This is a genomic window from Amphibacillus cookii, from assembly GCF_016908375.1.
In the GTDB taxonomy this organism is placed as follows: Bacteria; Bacillota; Bacilli; order Bacillales; family Amphibacillaceae; genus Amphibacillus_C; species Amphibacillus_C cookii.
Genome location: NZ_JAFBDS010000002.1, coordinates 455,541 through 475,039, shown reverse-complemented (window position 1 = coordinate 475,039; position 19,499 = coordinate 455,541). Strand labels below are relative to the sequence as shown.

Annotated in this window: 19 protein-coding genes; 1 reads left to right on the top strand and 18 read right to left on the bottom strand. The window is 37.3% G+C overall.

Annotation, left to right across the window (positions count from 1 at the left end; all coding sequences use genetic code 11):
* Positions 1 to 116 precede the first annotated feature (116 nt).
* The 10 genes from JOE23_RS05265 to JOE23_RS05220 form a co-directional block, all read right to left on the bottom strand.
* Positions 117 to 746 carry a V-type ATP synthase subunit D gene (locus tag JOE23_RS05265; RefSeq protein WP_017472115.1) on the bottom strand — a complete coding sequence of 210 codons (630 nt, stop codon included), beginning with the start codon at positions 744 to 746 and terminating at the stop codon, positions 117 to 119.
* Between the two features lie 7 nt (positions 747 to 753).
* A complete protein-coding gene (locus JOE23_RS05260; RefSeq protein WP_017472114.1) occupies positions 754 to 2,130 on the bottom strand; it encodes a V-type ATP synthase subunit B in 1,377 nt (458 codons plus the stop codon).
* Positions 2,123 to 3,907, bottom strand: coding sequence for a V-type ATP synthase subunit A (locus JOE23_RS05255; protein WP_204436237.1), 1,785 nt, complete (start codon positions 3,905 to 3,907; stop codon positions 2,123 to 2,125). The genes JOE23_RS05260 and JOE23_RS05255 overlap by 8 nt, the downstream gene beginning before the upstream one ends.
* Before the next feature lie 16 nt (positions 3,908 to 3,923).
* Positions 3,924 to 4,235, bottom strand: coding sequence for a V-type ATP synthase subunit F (locus tag JOE23_RS05250; RefSeq protein ID WP_017472112.1), 312 nt, complete (start codon positions 4,233 to 4,235; stop codon positions 3,924 to 3,926).
* A complete protein-coding gene (locus JOE23_RS05245) occupies positions 4,225 to 5,232 on the bottom strand; it encodes a V-type ATPase subunit (RefSeq protein ID WP_204436236.1) in 1,008 nt (335 codons plus the stop codon). The genes JOE23_RS05250 and JOE23_RS05245 overlap by 11 nt, the downstream gene beginning before the upstream one ends.
* Before the next feature lie 13 nt (positions 5,233 to 5,245).
* Positions 5,246 to 5,836, bottom strand: a complete 591-nt coding sequence (locus JOE23_RS05240) for a V-type ATP synthase subunit E (RefSeq protein ID WP_204436235.1) — start codon at positions 5,834 to 5,836, stop codon at positions 5,246 to 5,248.
* Between the two features lie 28 nt (positions 5,837 to 5,864).
* Positions 5,865 to 6,341 carry a V-type ATP synthase subunit K gene (locus JOE23_RS05235; RefSeq protein WP_017472109.1) on the bottom strand — a complete coding sequence of 159 codons (477 nt, stop codon included), beginning with the start codon at positions 6,339 to 6,341 and terminating at the stop codon, positions 5,865 to 5,867.
* A gap of 21 nt (positions 6,342 to 6,362) precedes the next feature.
* On the bottom strand, positions 6,363 to 8,327 hold the full coding sequence (locus JOE23_RS05230; RefSeq protein ID WP_204436234.1) for a V-type ATP synthase subunit I: 1,965 nt from the start codon (positions 8,325 to 8,327) through the stop codon (positions 6,363 to 6,365).
* A complete protein-coding gene (locus JOE23_RS05225; RefSeq protein ID WP_204436233.1) occupies positions 8,314 to 8,640 on the bottom strand; it encodes a hypothetical protein in 327 nt (108 codons plus the stop codon). The genes JOE23_RS05230 and JOE23_RS05225 overlap by 14 nt, the downstream gene beginning before the upstream one ends.
* 216 nt (positions 8,641 to 8,856) lie before the next feature.
* Entirely contained in the window at positions 8,857 to 9,723 is an 867-nt protein-coding gene (locus JOE23_RS05220) for a CvfB family protein (protein WP_204436232.1), read from the bottom strand.
* A 78-nt stretch (positions 9,724 to 9,801) separates the two neighbouring features.
* On the opposite strand from JOE23_RS05220, the gene JOE23_RS05215 reads away from it, so the two are divergent.
* A complete protein-coding gene (locus JOE23_RS05215; RefSeq protein WP_204436231.1) occupies positions 9,802 to 10,248 on the top strand; it encodes a YaiI/YqxD family protein in 447 nt (148 codons plus the stop codon).
* Here JOE23_RS05215 and JOE23_RS05210 read toward each other — a convergent pair.
* From JOE23_RS05210 to JOE23_RS05175, 8 genes are all read right to left on the bottom strand, one after another.
* Positions 10,241 to 10,390 carry a hypothetical protein gene (locus JOE23_RS05210; RefSeq protein ID WP_204436230.1) on the bottom strand — a complete coding sequence of 50 codons (150 nt, stop codon included), beginning with the start codon at positions 10,388 to 10,390 and terminating at the stop codon, positions 10,241 to 10,243. The genes JOE23_RS05215 and JOE23_RS05210 overlap by 8 nt on opposite strands.
* A 250-nt stretch (positions 10,391 to 10,640) precedes the next feature.
* A complete protein-coding gene (ilvA, locus tag JOE23_RS05205) occupies positions 10,641 to 11,900 on the bottom strand; it encodes a threonine ammonia-lyase IlvA (protein WP_204436229.1) in 1,260 nt (419 codons plus the stop codon).
* Between the two features lie 206 nt (positions 11,901 to 12,106).
* Positions 12,107 to 13,033: a manganese-dependent inorganic pyrophosphatase gene (locus JOE23_RS05200; RefSeq protein WP_204436228.1), complete on the bottom strand. Its 927-nt coding sequence runs from the start codon at positions 13,031 to 13,033 to the stop codon at positions 12,107 to 12,109.
* Positions 13,034 to 13,117: 84 nt separating this feature from the next.
* Entirely contained in the window at positions 13,118 to 14,365 is a 1,248-nt protein-coding gene (locus JOE23_RS05195) for a glutamate-5-semialdehyde dehydrogenase (RefSeq protein ID WP_204436227.1), read from the bottom strand.
* Positions 14,362 to 15,486 carry a glutamate 5-kinase gene (gene proB / locus JOE23_RS05190; RefSeq protein WP_204436226.1) on the bottom strand — a complete coding sequence of 375 codons (1,125 nt, stop codon included), beginning with the start codon at positions 15,484 to 15,486 and terminating at the stop codon, positions 14,362 to 14,364. The genes JOE23_RS05195 and proB overlap by 4 nt, the downstream gene beginning before the upstream one ends.
* A gap of 423 nt (positions 15,487 to 15,909) precedes the next feature.
* Positions 15,910 to 16,437 carry a VanZ family protein gene (locus JOE23_RS05185; protein WP_204436225.1) on the bottom strand — a complete coding sequence of 176 codons (528 nt, stop codon included), beginning with the start codon at positions 16,435 to 16,437 and terminating at the stop codon, positions 15,910 to 15,912.
* A 75-nt stretch (positions 16,438 to 16,512) separates the two neighbouring features.
* A complete protein-coding gene (locus JOE23_RS05180) occupies positions 16,513 to 17,583 on the bottom strand; it encodes a branched-chain amino acid aminotransferase (protein WP_204436224.1) in 1,071 nt (356 codons plus the stop codon).
* Between the two features lie 424 nt (positions 17,584 to 18,007).
* Positions 18,008 to 19,498, bottom strand: a complete 1,491-nt coding sequence (locus JOE23_RS05175) for a glutamate synthase subunit beta (protein ID WP_204436223.1) — start codon at positions 19,496 to 19,498, stop codon at positions 18,008 to 18,010.
* Position 19,499: the final 1 nt, after the last annotated feature.

Here is a 19,499-nt window from a genome sequence, read left to right as displayed (position 1 = left end):
TTCTTTCCCCATTTACTGTTTTTTCTCTAATTATACACAAAAGTACCCTATAGGTAGACTTTTTTTAAAGTGTCTACTCTATAGGGTACATTTTATATAACGAATAGCTTTTTTTCTTAAGTACCCATATCTTTAACTTTCATAATACGTGTAATACTTGCTCTCTCATTTTCTTCGAGCTTCATTTGAATATAATGAATCGTTTCCTTTAGTTGAGGAATCTTCAAATATTCAAGTGCATTGACACGTCTTCTTGTCTTCTCAATTTCATCAGCCATCAACTGACACGTTTTTTCGATTTCAGAAAGCTTTAAGAGTTTTGGCAGAATATTGCTAATGCGATCAATGGAATCATCTAATTCACTATTCGAATTTAGCAGACCATACTGCATCTCAGATTCTTTTTCATCTTCATTAACAGAAAAATTCATTTCAGGAACCATAACACTCATGATATTCTTTTCTTCAATATTTAAAGAAACAGATTTATCAGGTATAGCAAATAGTTCTTCAATAAATGATTCATTCAAAAGTGACTTAGCAACAACAAAAGCACGCATTGCCTCGGTCAGTTCTTTTTCCACTTCATCTCTTAACTTGTTATTTTCACGAATCAAGTCAATGAACTGACGCATTAACTCATCCTGTTTGTCCTTTAACAGCTTATGACCTCGAGTAGAAATTGCTAAACGGTCTTTAAGGTTAGATAGCTCCATCCGTGTTGGCTTGACATTTAATCTCGCCATGGGCCGATCACTCTCCTTCCGGCATATACTCTTCGATCAATTCACTCTTAATTCGTTTTAATTCAGTGCGCGGTAAAATAGAAAGTAATTGCCAGCCAAGTTCTAACGTATCTTCAATTGAACGATTTTTGTAGAAACCTTGATTAATATATTCTTTCTCAAATCGATCAGTAAATTCAACATATAGCTTATCTGTTTTAGATAATGCAGACTCACCAAGTACCACTGCAAGTTCTTTAGCCTCTTTACCTTTAGCATAAGCAGCAAATAACTGGTTCATGGTTGGTGCATGATCTTTTCTTGTTTTACCTTCACCTGTCCCTTTATCTTTCAAACGCGATAAGGACGGCAACACGTTGATTGGTGGTTTATATCCAGCTTTATCTAGGTCACGGGAAAGGATAATTTGTCCCTCAGTAATATAACCTGTTAAATCAGGTATTGGGTGAGTAATATCATCCTCTGGCATTGACAAAATTGGAATTTGGGTTACTGAACCTTTTTTACCAACTAAGCGTCCTGCACGTTCATAAAGTGTAGATAAGTTTGTATAAAGATAACCAGGATAACCACGACGTCCAGGTACTTCACGTCGTGCTGCTGAAATTTCACGTAATGCCTCACAATAATAAGTCATGTCTGTCATAATAACAAGGACGTGCATGTCTTTTTCAAAGGCTAGGTATTCAGCAGTTGTTAGTGCCATTTTAGGTGTGGCAATACGTTCAATGGCAGGGTCATTCGCCAAGTTAATAAACATAACAGAGCGATCAATCGCTCCCGTTTTACGGAAATCTTCCATAAAATACTCAGCTTCATCGAAGGTAATCCCCATCGCTGCAAAAACAACCGCAAATTTTTCATCGCTATTTAATACAGATGCTTGACGAGCAATTTGAGCGGCTAACTCTTTATGCGGTAAACCAGATCCAGAAAACACAGGCAACTTTTGTCCACGAACCAACGTATTTAAGTGGTCGATAGCTGAGATTCCCGTTTGAATAAACTCATCAGGATAATCACGTGCAATCGGATTGATCGCTTGGCCATTCACATCTAAGCTTGACTCTGGGATGATCTCAGGACCATTATCAATCGGTTCACCCATCCCATTGAATACTCGGCCAACCATATCTTCAGACACATCAAGCGAGAGAGGCTTTCCTCTGAAGCGTACTTTTGTGTCCTTAATATTAATGCCACTAGGTCCTTCAAAAATCTGAACCATCGCTTTGTCGCCTTCAACTTCTAACACTTGACCATGTCGAATTTCACCGGTCTGCATTTGCACTTCAACAAGTTCATCAAATTTAACACCTTCAACTTGCTCGACTGCCATCAGAGGTCCAACGACTTCGCTAACTGTTTTGTATTCCTTAAGCATTTTGCGTCATACCTCCTTCAGCAACAATATCATGTACTTTATCTTTAATTTCTTGTTTAATTGCACTAATTTCATCTAGGTTATCTTCAGAAATATACTTCGCACGTGCAATCTTATCGCGTAAGTCTTCTGTTCCGTCGATAATCTCTTTGAAGTAAGCGCCCAAACGCATCGCTTCTCTCGCCTCTGTTTCGAGTGAAAGGATTAAATCAAGCATTAAGAATTGTTTCTGTCTTGATGTATAAGTATCCACATCATCGAATGCATTTTGTTGTAAGTAATCTTCTCTCAATGATTGAGCAATGACCATTGTAATGCGGTCTTTTTCTGATAATGACTCAATACCGACAAGACGAACAATCTCCTGTAATTCAGATTCCTCTTGTAAAATATTCATGGCATGCTGAACCATATTTGACCAATCTTGTTTCAACTCTTCATTCATGTATTGACCAACTTCACTTAAATAAAGTGAATAGGATGTTAACCAGTTTACTGACGGGAAGTGGCGCTTTTGAGCAAGTGATGAATCAAGCGCCCAATACACTTTAACAACACGTAATGTATTTTGGGTAACAGGCTCTGATGTATCCCCACCAGGAGGCGATACCGCTCCAATTGCCGTAATACTCCCTTCACGGTCCTCTGAACCAATTGAAAGTGTTCGACCCGCACGCTCGTAATATTCAGCAATTCGACTACCTAAGTATGCAGGATACCCTTCATCACCAGGCATTTCTTCTAAACGACCAGACATTTCACGGAGCGCTTCTGCCCAACGGGATGTCGAGTCGGCCATGATTGCAACACTATACCCCATATCACGGAAATACTCAGCAATTGTAATCCCTGTATAAATAGATGCTTCACGGGCCGCAACAGGCATGTTTGATGTATTGGCAATTAAAATCGTACGTTCCATTAAAGACTCCCCAGTATTTGGATCAATCAATTCTGGGAATTCATTTAATACGTCTGTCATTTCATTTCCACGTTCACCGCAACCAACATAAACCACAAGATCCACATCACTAAATTTAGCTATTTGGTGTTGCACAACTGTTTTACCCGCACCGAATGGCCCAGGGACAGCTGCAGCTCCACCTTTAGTAATTGGGAAAAAGGTGTCAATGACACGTTGTCCAGTTAGCATTGGTTTATCTGGATTTAACTTTCGTTTAAATGGACGTCCACGACGAACAGGCCATCTTTGCAAGAGTGTTTGTTCTTTTACACCATCTTCAGTTTCAATGGTGTAAAGCACGTCATTCAGGGCGAATTCACCATTTTCAATGGATTTGATCGTACCTTTAACACCATGAGGTACCATAATACGATGTTCAATAACTTTAGTTTCTTGAACTGTACCTACAATGTCACCAGCTTCTACTTGATCTCCGACAGCTTTCGTTGCTGTAAACGCCCATTTCTTATCACGATCAAGCGCTGAAATATTTACACCTCTAACTAAAAAGTTACTACCTGTCTTCGCTTTAAATGTATCAAGTGGGCGTTGAATCCCATCAAACATCTGCGAAACGATACCAGGTCCTAGTTCAACAGACAGAGCCTCACCCGTTGTCTCTACAGGTTCACCTGGACCTAAACCAGAGGTTTCTTCATATACTTGGATTGAAGCAACATCATTACGCATTTCAATGATCTCACCTACTAATCTCATGTCCCCTACGTAGCAAAGGTCTTGGATATTCGCATGTTCCATTGCCTCTGCCATTACTAAAGGACCGGAAACTTTGATAATATTCCCTTTCTTCAAATAAGTCCCCTCCTAATTATAAGATGTTCTGTCCAACCGCTTTTTCTACATTATCTTGAATACGATCCTTACCGATATTGAGTGAACCCTTATGGTTCGGTATTAAGATAATAGCTGGTTGAACTTCAGCATCATAACGTTTAATCGTATCCGGTATTTCCTTTGCCATTGCTTCTGTTAAGTAAATAACACCATAGTCTTTATCCGCTAGTGAATCAATTGTTTCACGCGCTTTTTGAGGTGTAGAAGCAGCAAAAACATCAAAACCAAGAATCTTAAAAGGAAGCACCGAATCTTTATCTCCTACTACAGCAATTTTATGAGCCATAAATGGGTCGCATCCTTTCTCTAATGATATCTTCTTCGATTTGATTGTCTTTTCCGACAAGAATTAAACGGATATTTGTTACTTCTTTTTCTATAGCAAACATAAAAGCCATCACAGGCATTGGACCAAACGGTTGATACTTACCTTCCTCCATGAGTTCATGAATGATTTCATCAATCACTTTATCCAACACCATTGAATTTATACTGTCTTTTGAGTCTGCTAGTACAGCTTCCAATTGTTTAGCATATGGTTTATCTAAAAAGAGTTGTTGCATGACATTGACTGCCCCTTGATCAGCTGCTTCAATAATTGCTTGCTTTGATATAGACCCAGAACTCGATAATACCGTATGCAAAAATGACCGAGATTTACCTTGGTTAATACTTCTTACTACAGTTGATAGGTTATCTAAATCAATCATTACATCTGCCATCCGTGTAATCGTATCATTATCTAGACGGTTGGTTATCGCTCGCATATGTTTATAGTAATACGTATCCATAAACACATCAGCTGCTTCAATGCGACCGTATACCTCATAATCAGCAATTGCTTCTTGTACAGCTTCGACCATAATTGGATTTAACTCTTCAGATTGCTCCGTATTAACCAAATTTCTTAATGTGGTTAATGGATATTTACCAATTGGAATTAGCAAATGTTCAAGCTCTAAATCTTTAAAACGTTGCTTCAACAATACTTTTAAGTTGTGATATGAATAACGTAATGTGTAAATTTGGATAACCTCAGAATCAGGTGTTACACTATACAGTTCCTCATAAATATCCTTTAGACGATGCATAAGAAACGCATCGAAATTTTTATCTTCTAGAATCTCAGAATCATTAATATGATATTCTGTGCTCTTCAATACTTCTAATGCTTCCTTTAAATCTTCAGCACGAATCATCTTTTCGTAATCTTCAGATGTTAAAAGCCTTGTTTCATAAACACGCAACAGTGTATTGACGCCCTTATATTGAGTGTCTTGCATTTATTCTCCCCCCTTATTCATTACTTTTAAATGCTAAGGTTGCAAGTTGTGGAGAAAATTCTTTTTTAAGCTCAGCTACCAGCACATCAAAGCAGAAATTATAGTCAATGCCACCTTGTTGTACAATAAAACCAGCTTTTTGCTTAACGACGTCATTTGACACTGTCACAAATGAATAGTCATTAACTACAGACTGAACTTGATTTGTTTTAAAAAGGTCAGTTGATTTTTCACCCGAAACAAGTGTCCATTGACTATTCGCATCTAATTGAGACAGTACACCATTTAAGAACACAGAAAATTGTTCGCCATCCCATTGCGCCATTTTATTCGTAGCCTCAGTAAATACTGAATTTAGAAGTGACTGTTTTTTGGCAAGGACTGTGTTTCTTTGGGTGTTAGCTAATGTCTGTGCTTCTCGTTCGTAGTCGTTCTTCATTTGACGTGCAATTGACGCCTCACGATTTTTTTGACTTTCCACAAGCTTTTGACGTTGTTCTTCCATTTTGTCATTAGCAACTTTTTCGTACTCATCTAGTTTGGCTTGTCCTTCTTGTTTGGTTTTAGCCAAAATTTGTGTGGACAAAGCTTGTAAATCTTTCATAGTCCCCATCCTCTCACTATTTTTTATTTTATGCTAAAACAAGTAAGAAGGAGATAACGAACCCTAAGATTGCATAAGTTTCAACCATTGCTGAATAAATGATACCTTTTGAGTTTTGATCTTCTCTTTTTGCCAAGATTTGAACAGCTGCAGTTGATACACGCCCTTGTGCTACACCCGCAGTTAAACCTGTAAATGCAATAGGTAGTGCAGCCATAAACATATAGAAACCATCAGCTAAAGCCATATCTGGTGTCATGTTTAAGTAGATCAAGAAACCGATAACGAATCCGTATAAACCTTGTGTACCCGGTAATAATTGAAGAATTAAAGACTTACCAAATTTTTCAGGTTGTTCTTTGATTAATGAAGCCGCAGCTTCACCAGTCATCCCAACACCTTTAGCAGAACCCATACCTGCAAAAATAACTGCAACACCAATACCTAGTGCAGCAAAGATAAATCCTCCGTTATTTTCCATAAAAAATTGTAACCAGCTTTCCATAATGTAATTCCTCCATCTCGTTTATGATTCTTTTTGATTTTTTAATTGAATATATTTCTCAGATGCTTTTAATGGCGCTAGTGCCTTTCCGCCACCTTCATAGAATTTACCAAAAAATTCAACAAAGATTAAACGTGCACCATGCACATATGCACTTAACATCGTTAAACCAATATTGACTGCATGAAGGACAAGGAATAAAAGAATACCAACCGTGAACCTGCCCCACACAGGGATAAATCCGATAATCATATTAAATGCTAAAGCAATACTTGCACTTGAAACACCTAAAGCCATTAAACGTGTATAACTAACAATATCACCAACATAGCCTGTAATACCGTATAAATTATAAACACCTAAGCCAATACCAAGGCCTTTGTTTTCGGTACCTAATGTTGTAGCTAGTATAATACCTAAAGCACTGAGAACAGCGATAATCCCACCGATTGTACCTAGTAGTTCATTCTCTAACAACATATTACCTGCTAATAAGAGAATAAGGCCTGCAAATATACCAATCCAACCTATTCCATCAGCAAAGGCTCCATATTTATCTTGGCTTCTCCATTTAAGGTATGTATTAATACCTAAGCCGAAGAATATTTGAACGACACCCAACACCACTGAGATGATTAAAATCGTAATAACATCATCTGTTGTTGATAGAATAATAAATGGTAATGGAGCTCCAAAGAAAGTCCCGTATAGTATTCCCCAAAGCATAGTTGGATACGACAACAAGTGGAAAAATCTTAAATTTTTCTTCATTCCACCATCAAAATTAAAATAATTTAATGCAACAAAGGTTGCCACCCACAGCAACAATCCATAGCCGAGGTCAGCAGCCATCATACCGAAAAACAACAAGTAAAACGGTGCTAAAAATGGCGTCGGATCAATCTCATTATACTTAGGTAGATTGTACATTGATGTAATACTTTCAAATGGTGAAACATAACCATTATTCTTCAATACAATTGGAACTTGATCATATTCTTCTTCTTTGACATCATCAACGATTAAAGCAAAATCATCTTCTGAAAAGTTATCCGTCAAAGCTAATTTGATTGAGGAAACTTTTTCCTCTTCCAGCCAACCTTCCATGATAAACAAATGCTTTTCATCTACAAGTAATAATTTGCTGCGTTCCCGTTGAAGTTTAGCTTCATAATACTCTTCAGTCAGCATTAATTGCCACTCTTCATTGGTCATTTGTTCAAGTTCGCGTTTAATATTGGATTTGCGTTTTTTCAATTCTTTTTGTTGCTGTTGAACGGCTGTCAACTGATCACTTGGTGTTTGTTTAAATCTTTCTGTTAAATTTTCGAAATGACTGTCGTTAAGTAATTGTTTAATTGCTTGTTCATTTTGCTTATCATAGAAAATGAATATCCCGTGCTCATCTTTGTTCTGATAAACTTCTTCAACATACAGGAGCTCACTTTCTTTGAGTTGATTAATGTATGCATTTTGAACATTTTGTGGTACGGTACCGACACTTCCAGTCACGTGTTGCATTTGTTGCACATCAGCTTGTTTAAAATTCAACTTTTTCCAATTTGACAAAAACATTTCTTCTTCAATTAAACGTTTCTGCTCTTCAGCAAGACTTTCAAGTTGTTGTTGTTTATTTAAAAGGTTAGAAACTAAATCATGTGGTGAAAATTTGAAAATTTCTTGTTCAAGCTCTTCAAGAGAATATTCTTTTTTCTTCTCTTTTAACTTCTTCACCATTGATGTTTTTGGCAAGTGAGGCTGAATAAATGACAGAACAGCTTGCACTTGGTCAATTCGCGTTTCAAATTTTTTAATAATAGTTTCTAAGCTATCGACCTCATAGGCAGACACTTGATAATCACCTAAGTCAGATGATGGTAGATCAACAACTTCAAACCTTTGTAGCGCTTGAATCGACTGCAACAACTGATCTTTCTTTTCATGAAAAGATATGAGTGTCAGTTTTTTCATCTTAGCTATTGCCATACTTCCTCATTACCTCCTCAATGACTGCATTAACCAATTGATCGCTCTTATCTGTAAAGTTAGTTTCAAGATGGTTTAATTCTTTTTCTAACTGTTCTTGGTAAGACGTCTTTAATGCCTTCAGCTTTTCATCTTTAGTTGCAGATTCTTTCTTTTTGAAAGCTTCTAACTCACTTTCTACTTTCTCTTCCATCTCTGCAATGGTTTCTTTTGTTTCTTGTTTCATTTTCTGTAGCTTCTCTTCATAGTCGCGTTCAAGCTCTTCAGCCTGACGTTCTATTCTTTTAACTTCGTCTATGGTCTTCAAGCTCATTCCATTAGCACCCCCAATCATACAGCAAGCATAGTCTAAAGATTTAAAAAGCTCCAAGTAATCCTATTATATCTTTTATAGATCAGCTGTTCAAATCTTTTTAACTAGTTTGAGTCAATCAGTAATATCGATTTATAGTTATATTTAATAAGAAGAAATAATTTTTATTTTTTTAAAAAAAGCACCTTTTCCCTATTTCGAAAAAGGACTTTTGAACTAATCCTTTCTTTCCAATAAATATGTTTTTCCATCTTCTTGTTTAATTAATCGCTCTTTGTATAATTTCCCAATCGCTCGCTTAAAAGCGGCTTTGCTTAAGTTAAATGTTCTTTTAATCGCTTCCGGGTCAGATTGATTATCAAATTCCATCACCCCTTGCTGTGCTTTTAGATGGGATAAAATAGTCTCGGCATCTAATGCCTGTGCATCTTTTTTTCTAGGGATTAATGATATATTTAAGCTACCATCAGCTTTAACTTTGATCACCCGTCCATTTACCCATTCTCCTAAACGCAACTCCTGTTTACGTTGCGTATGGTGAATAAACCCTCGATAGCCTTCTTCTGTGATCACAACAGCTCCTTCTCTACCAGATCGAAAGACACGTCCTGAAATGTCATTATTTAACATGGATTCAGGCGCTAAATCCCAATTCCCTTCAAAATCGGCTTCTGAAACAGGATCAGCTAATAACCGTCCTTTTTTATCTTGTTTTAATGTCACATAAAGTTGATCACCGATTTCAGGCCAAACCGTACGTAACAATGGCAAGTCATCAACTGATACGAGCACATCTTTTGTGGTACCAATATTAACAAACACACCTAATCCTTCTTTGATTTCGGTCACTTCAGCCCAATCAAATAGGTCGTACCGTACATTAGGCAGCACCATTGTTGCAACGCATTTATTTTGTTTATCATGATAAACAAATACTTCAACTTCTTCTGACTCTTTTAATGTGCGCGTGGTTTCGTTTTTATGGAGTAGTATTTCAATCGAATGATCGGTTAATACATAACCCGTTTCAATTTCTCTTAGAACGGTTAGCATCATAACTTCACCAGGTTGGATCTTCGCCATATGTGCATTCTCCTTATTTTTTATGATAAAATATAGTATAAGTCCCAAAACTGTTATAGTACAATATTGGAGGAAAAAATGATTATTTACGTTGATGCAGATGCTTGTCCGGTGACAGAAGACATTATTAAGCTTTGTGAACCTTATCAATTGACCATTATTTTGGTTAAGAGCTACGCACATTTTTCACACCGGTTATACCACGAATGGATAAAAGAAATATACGTGGACAGTGAGAAAGAAGCGGTTGATTACAAAATATTAAGTATGATTAACAAAGGTCACGTGCTTGTGACGCAAGATTATGGTTTAGCTTCTTTAGCATTACAAAAGTCATGTTATGTTATACATCCGAAAGGGTTTCAGTACACGTCTAAAAATATAGACCAACTATTAGCATCCCGTTATCACAGTGCACAACTAAGAAAACAGGGGGGACGAACCAAGGGACCAAAACCTTTTGTTCAAGAAGATCACGAACGATTTCAGACAGTATTCACCAAATTGCTGAGCACCATCATTTAATCGTATTTTGTTCTTCTTCTACAATAACAGCTATTTTGCTTTGATGCCACCTGTGCGCTGTTGAATCAGGTACATCATAGATCTTATCTGCACGGAGTAAAGCATTTTTATATTGTGTTTGGATTAACATCTTCACTTTCATCAGTGTCACTCCTCCTATCCGCAACCTATTATTTTAGGCTCTTTTCTGAATAAGAGCCTTTATAACACCGTTACCTTTCACTGCTGGTGGACAAAAAACAGGAAAAAGATAGAGAGGAAAGACACCAGCCATCCTCTCTACCCTTTATCACAGATAACCGTCCGTAAAACACCCACCTCAAAATAGAGCTTAGAGCAAATCGATTGAGGTGGGTGATAACGAGCGCTCAGATTCGTTTTATTATCGATGATTAAATAAGTAATTGAAATAAACCTTGATCTTTATTGATCTCAATATAGGAGAATCCCTTCTCTTCCATTCGATCAATTAAAGGTAGATAGTCTTCTTTGTTTTGCAACTCAATCCCTACTAACACAGGACCGCGATCACGATTATTTTTCTTTGTATACTCAAACCTTGTAATATCATCATTCTCTCCCAGTACACTGGTCAAAAATTCACGCAGAGCCCCTACTCTTTGCGGAAAACTAACAATGAAGTAGTGCTTGTAACCTTCATAAATCAATGATCGCTCTTTAATATCTTGCATACGATCAATATCATTATTTCCACCACTTACGACAACGACAACATTCTTCCCTTTTATTTGATCTTTGTAATCATCTAATGCAGAAATTGGAAGCGCTCCAGCCGGTTCTACAACTAAAGCATTTTCATTATAGAGATTTAACATCGTTGTACATATTTTGCCCTCGGGTATTGTTGCAAAGCCATCGACCACTTGTTTAGCTACTTCAAAGGTTAGGTCACCAATTCGCTTGACACTTGCACCATCGACAAATTTATCAACATGGTCAAGTTTAACCACCTTATTTGCTTGCATTGAAGCTTGCATCGAAGCTGCACCTGCTGGTTCTACACCGATGACCTGCGTTTCAGGACTAATACTTTTTATATAAGAACCTACACCAGAAATTAGACCACCTCCCCCAACTGACATAAATATATGTGAGATGGGTTGATCCATTGCTTCTAATATCTCTAAACCTACAGTTCCTTGTCCAACTATAGTGCGATAATCATCAAACGGATGAATAAATGCCATTTCATGATCTTCGCAATATTTTTTTGACTGATCAGAGGCATCATCAAATGTATCACCCGTTAAGACAATATCAACGTAGTCTCCACCAAAAAAGGCAACGCGATTGACTTTTTGCCTTGGCGTGGTCGTCGGCATGAAGATCTTGCCTTTTACTTTTAATGCTTGACATGAATAAGCGACACCTTGAGCATGGTTACCTGCACTAGCACAAACAACCCCGTTTCTCAGCTCGTCTTTACTCAAGCTCTGCATAAAATTATAAGCACCCCGTATTTTAAATGAGCGGACGACTTGTAAATCTTCACGTTTTAAATAAACATTACATTGATATTTTTCAGAGAGTATCGGATCTCTTTGTAATGGTGTTTTGGTTACGACATCTTTAATCATCTGATGGGCGATGACAATGTCTTTAATAGCTATCGATTGTAATTGCGTACTCATTGTCCTGGATCCCTTCTTTGCTAAGATTAATAGTATTTTATTCTATCCAACAAATAATAGACTAAGATGAATTTTTCTCCATTGATTGAATAGGGTGAAACAAACCGCCTATATGCTAGCTATCGGTAATCTCCTATCCTATTATAACAATTGATAAAGAATAAAGGTGACGATAGCACTCATTTCCTTAACACGATGCATTTTATCTAAGAAAGTGCATGTGTTAATTGTGGTATAATTTGTTTTTTGCGTGATACAACACCTTTAAGTAGGGCTTTATCGTCAGCAAGTTCAACATTGAATGCCTGATTCATAACATCTGCTTTTTCACCTAATGCAATAATGGTTGAATCGTTAGCCAAAATATCAGTAATAACAAAAACGAACAAGTTTAATTTACGTTGTTCAATCACCGTTGTAATCGCATCTTTTATGCTAGCTTCTTCTTGTAATAATTCTTCGGGATCGACCGTATTCACTTGCGCTACCTCTATGTGATTTGTTCCAATATCAAACGCTTTAGCATCTAGCGCTAATAATTCCTCAACCGTTTTTTCACTTAAGTCAGCACCTGCCTTTAGCATTTCTAAACCGTAAATTTCAGAATCGACTTCTGCAAGTTCGGCCAGTTGATTTGCCGCCTCAATATCTTCATCTGTACATGTCGGAGACTTAAAAAGCAAAGAATCTGAAATAATCGCAGAAAGCATTAAACCTGCCATATCCTTCGGAATACGAACGTGATGTTCTTTAAATAATTTGTTTAGGATGGTCGCTGTACACCCTACTGGTTCTGCTCGATAATAGAGCGGGTCAGACGTTTCAAAATTAGAGATGCGATGATGATCAATCACCTCTTTAACTTTGACTTGATCGATATCAGCTACACTTTGTTGTTTCTCATTATGATCAACCAAAATAACTTCTTTTGTCTCTTTAGCGACTTCGTTCACTACACGAGGTGCTTCAACATTAAAGTAATCGAGGGCAAACTTTGTCTCATTATTAGCTTCTCCTAAAGCAACAGCCTCTACTTGATCACCTAATTGCTCTTTTAAATATGCATATACAATCGCAGAAGTAATCGTATCTGTATCTGGATTTTTATGTCCAAATATTAATGTTTTACTCACAATATCGCTCCTTTTATCGTTATACAGTTTAATAAATCTATGTTTAATTGTAACGCAAAAAACGTGATCTTTCATCATAAAAAATTACTGTTTAAATTGTCCTGCCCCAAATAATTGATATTTCGTTGATGTTAAAGCTTTTAACCCCATCGGACCGCGACTGTGCAATTTTTGTGTGCTTATACCAATCTCAGCACCAAAACCAAATTCAAATCCGTCCGTAAAGCGTGTTGATGCATTATGGTATACACATGCGGCATCTACTTGATTCATAAATTGGATAACATGCTGCTCATCCTCTGTAATAATGGCTTCAGAATGCTTCGTACCATATTGATTAATGTGGTCGATCGCTTCATCTAGGGTTGTGACGACTTTCATAGCAACAACATCATCTAAATACTCTGTATACCAATCTTCTTCATCTGCCTCAATAATTGAGTTATCATATGCTTTAATGTTTAGGTCACCATGTATTTCTACCCCAGCATGTTTTAATGCATGAATTAATGTATGACCATTTACTTCAAACCATTTTTTCTGTACTATTACAGTTTCAATCGCATTACATACGGAAGGTCGTTGTGTTTTTGCATTAATGACTAAGTTGATTGCCATGTCTTTTTCAGCATTATAATCGATATACATGTGACAATTACCAGCACCCGTTTCTAAGACAGGAACCGAAGCATTTGCAACAACCGTATCAATTAACTTTTTGCTGCCCCGTGGAATGAGTACATCTAAATATTTATTCATACGGAACATTTTTTCTGCGGTTTTCCGATCGGTATCTTCAATTAATTGGACGCTATCCGTTGGTAAATTAGAGTTTGTTAATGCTTTGCGAATCACTTGAACAATCGCTTGATTAGAATGTATTGCTGAAGAACTGCCACGTAAAATCACAGCATTACCCGTTTTTAAACATAGACTGGCTGCATCAACCGTCACATTTGGACGTGCCTCATATATGATTCCAACAACGCCAATAGGAACAGCTACTTTTCTTATCTTCAAATCATTTGGGCGTATCCATTCTTCTAATTGCTCACCAATTGGATCTTGTAACTCAATGAGTTGCAATAATGCATCGCTAATAGCTTTAATCCTACTATCAGTTAAACGAATACGATCAATAATTGCATCCGATATCTTATTTTTTTTAGCGATGTCGATATCTATTGCATTTGCTTCTAAGATTTGCACTTGTGAATCTAATAGCTGTTCAGCTATTAGAGCAAGCGCTGCATTTTTATCCTTCGTTGATGCCTGAGCTAAATCGTTACTCGCCCGCTTCGCCTTTAATCCCATTTCTTCTAAATTGCTCATACGTCTACCTCCTGAACCGTAATAATTAATTTATTTCTATGAATGACTTCCGGTTTGTTAGATCCAGTTAATTCCATTACCTCTTTACTACTTAATCCTTTAACACGCATTAATTGATCTGCGGCATAATTAACCTGACCCTTTCCAATCATTTCTTTATTATAATATATTTCAACGACATCTTCTTGTTCAAACTGGTTTTCAATCGCAATAATACCTGCTGCTAAAAGACTTCGACCTTCAGATAATAGCGCATCCTTAGCCCCATCATCAACTAAAATTCGACCTTTTACTTCAGAGTGAAAAGCAATCCACTGCTTATGTTTCCTAACATGTGACGTATGCTTATCCCCAATATAGGTTCCATTTCCTTTACCATCTCGTATAGCAATAAGCTTTTCTGCACCTTCTCCATTACCTACAAAACAGTTAACCCCTAATGTTGTAGCCATTTGAGAAGCAAGTAACTTAGATTTCATGCCCCCCGTACCTACTTTTGAACCAGCGTGCTGACTCGTCTGCTCTACCAATTGGTCTGATATATGAGGTAGATGATGATAACGTTTAGCATCTGGGGCTTTATTAGGGTTTTGATCATAAATACCGTCAATATCTGTAAGCATCACTAACATATCTGCATTTACAAGACCACTTACTAATGCAGATAACATGTCATTATCGCCAAATGTCAGTTCATCAGTTGCTACAGAGTCATTTTCATTAATAATTGGTATGATTCTACGTTTCAACAACTCGGTGATCGTTTGATATACATTAGTAAACTGCGTTTCATGTTTGAAAACATCTCGCGTTAGCAGAAGCTGAGCAGATACATAACCGTACGTCTTAAATATATGGTTATATGCTTCAATCAATAGGCCTTGACCAACTGCTGCTGCAGCTTGTTTTCCTTGAACGGTTACAGGTCGACTAGAGTAACCCAAGTCTCTAAAACCAGCCGATATCGCTCCCGAAGAGATTAAAATCACTTCGGTTCCCTGATTGATGAGTTTCACAATCGCCTCGCTATGTGCTTTTAATTTTAATAAACTTAACGTCCCATCTTTCCTTGTTAATGAGCTACTCCCAATTTTAACAACAATCCGGTTTTCCTTTGACACATCTAACACCTACTTTCCATTAACCAACACGGTAAATTAAGAAAAACTGCTTTTCAGCCACTACACATATACTGTAATGGACGAAAAGCAGTTTTCCGCGGTACCACCATGATTTGATAAACGATACATATCCTCTTGTTTTTTGTTAACGCTCTTATGGTGAGCGGTTAAGCTTTTTACTTAACAATTCAAAGGGCAGGTTTCGATAGCGAGAGGTATCTTGAAACGTTTCAGCCAATGCATTCCAATCTCTGTTCTTACATCATCTATCTACTTGATCCTTATCATCATTTTTGCTGATATGAATTTGATTCTATTATCCATAAGCCCGTTGCTAATGTCAAGGTTTTTATCAGAAAAATCTGTCCATTATATAGTAGCAGCAAAGCCTATGGTTTTAATTGATTTATAAAGTGGCAGTTTTCATTTTCTATTACCGATTGACCGCGCGTATAAATAAACAAAATAGCCACAGAGGCCACCTAATGTATTAAAAAATAAATCATCGACAGTACCTGTTCTCGTTAAGGTGAATAAAGCTTGACTAAGTTCAATGGCTAAAGAAAATAAAAAAGCCATGCTTATTAAAAGCAAAGGGTGACGCATTTTCTTAAACACGATTGGAGCTAGCATACCGAACGGAACAAATAATAAGATATTGCCAACCGTATACAATAATTGTAGATGCAGATAACCTTCAGCCATATGCGTCAATTGATAAAATAAGTTCATATCAAATGAAAAGGCTCGCTCCCCAACAATTGGTAATTGAAAGTAGAAAGGCTCCATTGTTAAATAAATCACAGCCAAGATATAAATAGCAAAAGCTTGCAACACAATTTCTTCTGTTAATCCGATGCTTTTTTTATGCTTAATCACATATCTTCTTCGTATAAAAAGCCATAATGGATAGCTGATTAAGAAAAATATAATAAATCTGTTTTCAATCATTAGTACCAATCCTTCACTTCACAATGAAGAGTAGCTGATCAAAATCAACTACTCTTTGCCATGTGAAGACATCTTTTATATTTCTTTAATCCAATCAAATGGATCGTCTATTTTTCCATATTGAATGCCAGTTAACGTTTCATATAATTTTTTTGAAAGCTGTCCGGTTTGCTGTTCATTAATCACCATTTCTTCACCATTGTAAGCTAACATTCCAATTGGTGAAATAACGGCTGCTGTTCCCGCTCCAAAGGCTTCTTCCAATTCTCCGCGTTGATAAGCTTGTATAATTTCATCTAAAGCTATTCTTCGCTCTGAAACCTCTATATTCCAATGTTTAAGTAACTGGATAACAGATTTCCTTGTCACACCAGGTAATATACTTCCATTTAATGCAGGGGTAATGATTTCACCATTGATTTTGAAAAAAACGTTCATACTGCCGACTTCTTCGATATATTTCTTTTCATACCCATCTAACCACAAAACCTGTGCATAACCATCGGCAGCTACCTTTTCTTGCGCGATTAAGCTACCTGCATAGTTTCCTGCGGTTTTGGCCTCTCCGGTTCCGCCTTTAATCGCTCGAATATATTGATTTTCTACTGCTATCTTAACCGGGTTAATTCCCTCTTTATAGTATGCACCTACTGGAGACAAAATAATGATGAACTTATACTGTTTAGAAGGGGCGACACCTAAGTAAGGTTCAGTTGCAATCACAAATGGTCGAATATATAACGAAGTTCCTTCAGCTTGTGGCACCCACTCTCTCTCTATCTGAACGAGCTTTTTAATCGCTGCTAGAGCTAATGCTGGTTCGATTTCTGGGATACACATACGCGCATTAGAACGATTTAAACGTAGAATATTTTCTTCAGGCCTGAATAATTGAATATCACCTTGGGGTGTAGCATAAGCCTTTAAACCTTCAAACACGGTTTGTCCATAATGGAAGATCATTGAAGCTGGATCTAATGTTAGTGGTTGATAAGGAACAATTCGCCCATCATACCAACCTTTATCAATGTGATAATCGATAATAAACATATGATCGGTAAAATGCTTACCAAATGCTAATTGATCACTTGCCGGTTTCGTCTTTTCTGTCATCACTTTGGTTACTGTAAAATCATAGTTAATCATCCTTCTCCCCCTTAATATATATTTCTGCGAACAAATTTTAAATAATATATCTATTTTATTATGTAAATATACAAACTGACAAGTTATTTTTCGAGAAAATTAAAGATATATGCTTTAGCTACCCTCTGACAACATAAGCGGTTTTTGTTGTTGACGCCCGGAACCTTGGTGACCTTTCTCTTGTCCTAATCGAAAATGCGTGAATTTCAACAAAAAAAGAATCTCCAAACCATGTCATTCTTGATTGTTTGGAGATTATTAGATTCATTCAAAACGAACCTTCAATCAGGGGGCGTTTAAGTTCTTCCCTCACTAATTGGTCGTTAACGTCCGCCATTAGCTCCCGCTTAAATAGATAAGCTCTACTCTCTATTTTGAAGAGGACATTTCACACGAAAAATTATCTTGATGCTAGCGCTTCTTCTTATACAGCGTGGACAGATGGTAAAGTTGTTTTGCCCATTAAATAATGATCGACAGCATGAGCAACTTCTCTTCCTTCATTAATTGCCCAAACAATAAGACTTTGACCACGTCTTGCATCTCCGGCAGCAAATACCCCTTCAATATTTGTTCTAAAATCACCATAGGGTGCGTCAATTTTATTTCTCTGTGTATCAACACCAAATGCATGTAATAACGGCTCTTCTGCACCTTCAAAACCAATAGCGATAATGACAAGTTGAGCCGGCCAAACCTCTTCAGTTCCGGCGATTTCATCATATACAAACATACCGTTCTCATCTCTTGTTTTGCCCATTTCCACCGTATACAATGCCTGTAAGCCATCTTCACCATCTGTAATAAAGGCTTTTGTTTGAATAGAATGATGACGAACATCTTCCCCGAATTGTTCTTTAGCTTCTTTATGAGCATACTCTAAGCTAAATACTTTAGGATAAGCTGGCCATTGATTATCTTCCGCTCGCTTAAACGGCAATTGCGGATTGATTGCAAACTGATTAATAGATTTGGCGCCTTGTCGTAATGCGGTAGCCACACAATCGGCCCCCGTATCTCCCCCACCAATTACAATAACGTCTTTCCCATGAGCATTTAATGCTTGATTTTCTTCGTTATCTAATAAATTTTTTGTTGCTTGTGTCAAGTAATCCATCGCAAAATGAACGCCTTTTAGTTCGCGACCTGGAATCGGTAAATCTCTAGGTTTTTGTGAACCCGTACAAAGAATAACCGAATCAAAATCCTTTTTCAACTGCTCTGGAGATATATCTTTACCTACTTCAGTATTAAGGATGAATGATACACCTTCCTGCTCAAGTAGATCGATACGTCGCTGGACGACCTCTTTTTCTAACTTCATATTTGGAATTCCGTACATTAGCAAACCACCCGCACGATCAGAACGCTCATAAATCGTTACTTTATGGCCGGCTTGATTTAACTGATCTGCTGCTGAGAGACCAGCTGGACCTGAACCTATAATGGCTACTCGTTTTTGTGTGCGAGCTTTTGGAATTCGCGGTTTAATCCAGCCCATTTCAAAACCTTTATCAATAATAGCTCGCTCAATATTTTTGATCGCTACCGCCGGGTCAGAAATCGCTACTGTACAAGAGCCTTCGCACGGTGCTGGGCAAACACGTCCAGTAAATTCAGGGAAATTATTTGTCTTCATTAAACGTTCCAGTGCTTCTTTCCACTTTCCTTTATAAACTAAGTCATTCCATTCAGGAATTAGATTATGAATGGGACAGCCGGATGTTGCCCCATCAATCTCCATTCCAATGTGACAAAATGGTGTTGCACAGTCCATACATCGTGCCCCTTGACGTTGCATCATTTCATCAGAGAAAGGAGCAGAATATTCTTTCCAATCATTTATACGCTTTTTCGGATCGCGCTCAATTGCCTGCTCCCGTTTAATTTCCATAAATCCAGTCGCTTTTCCCATA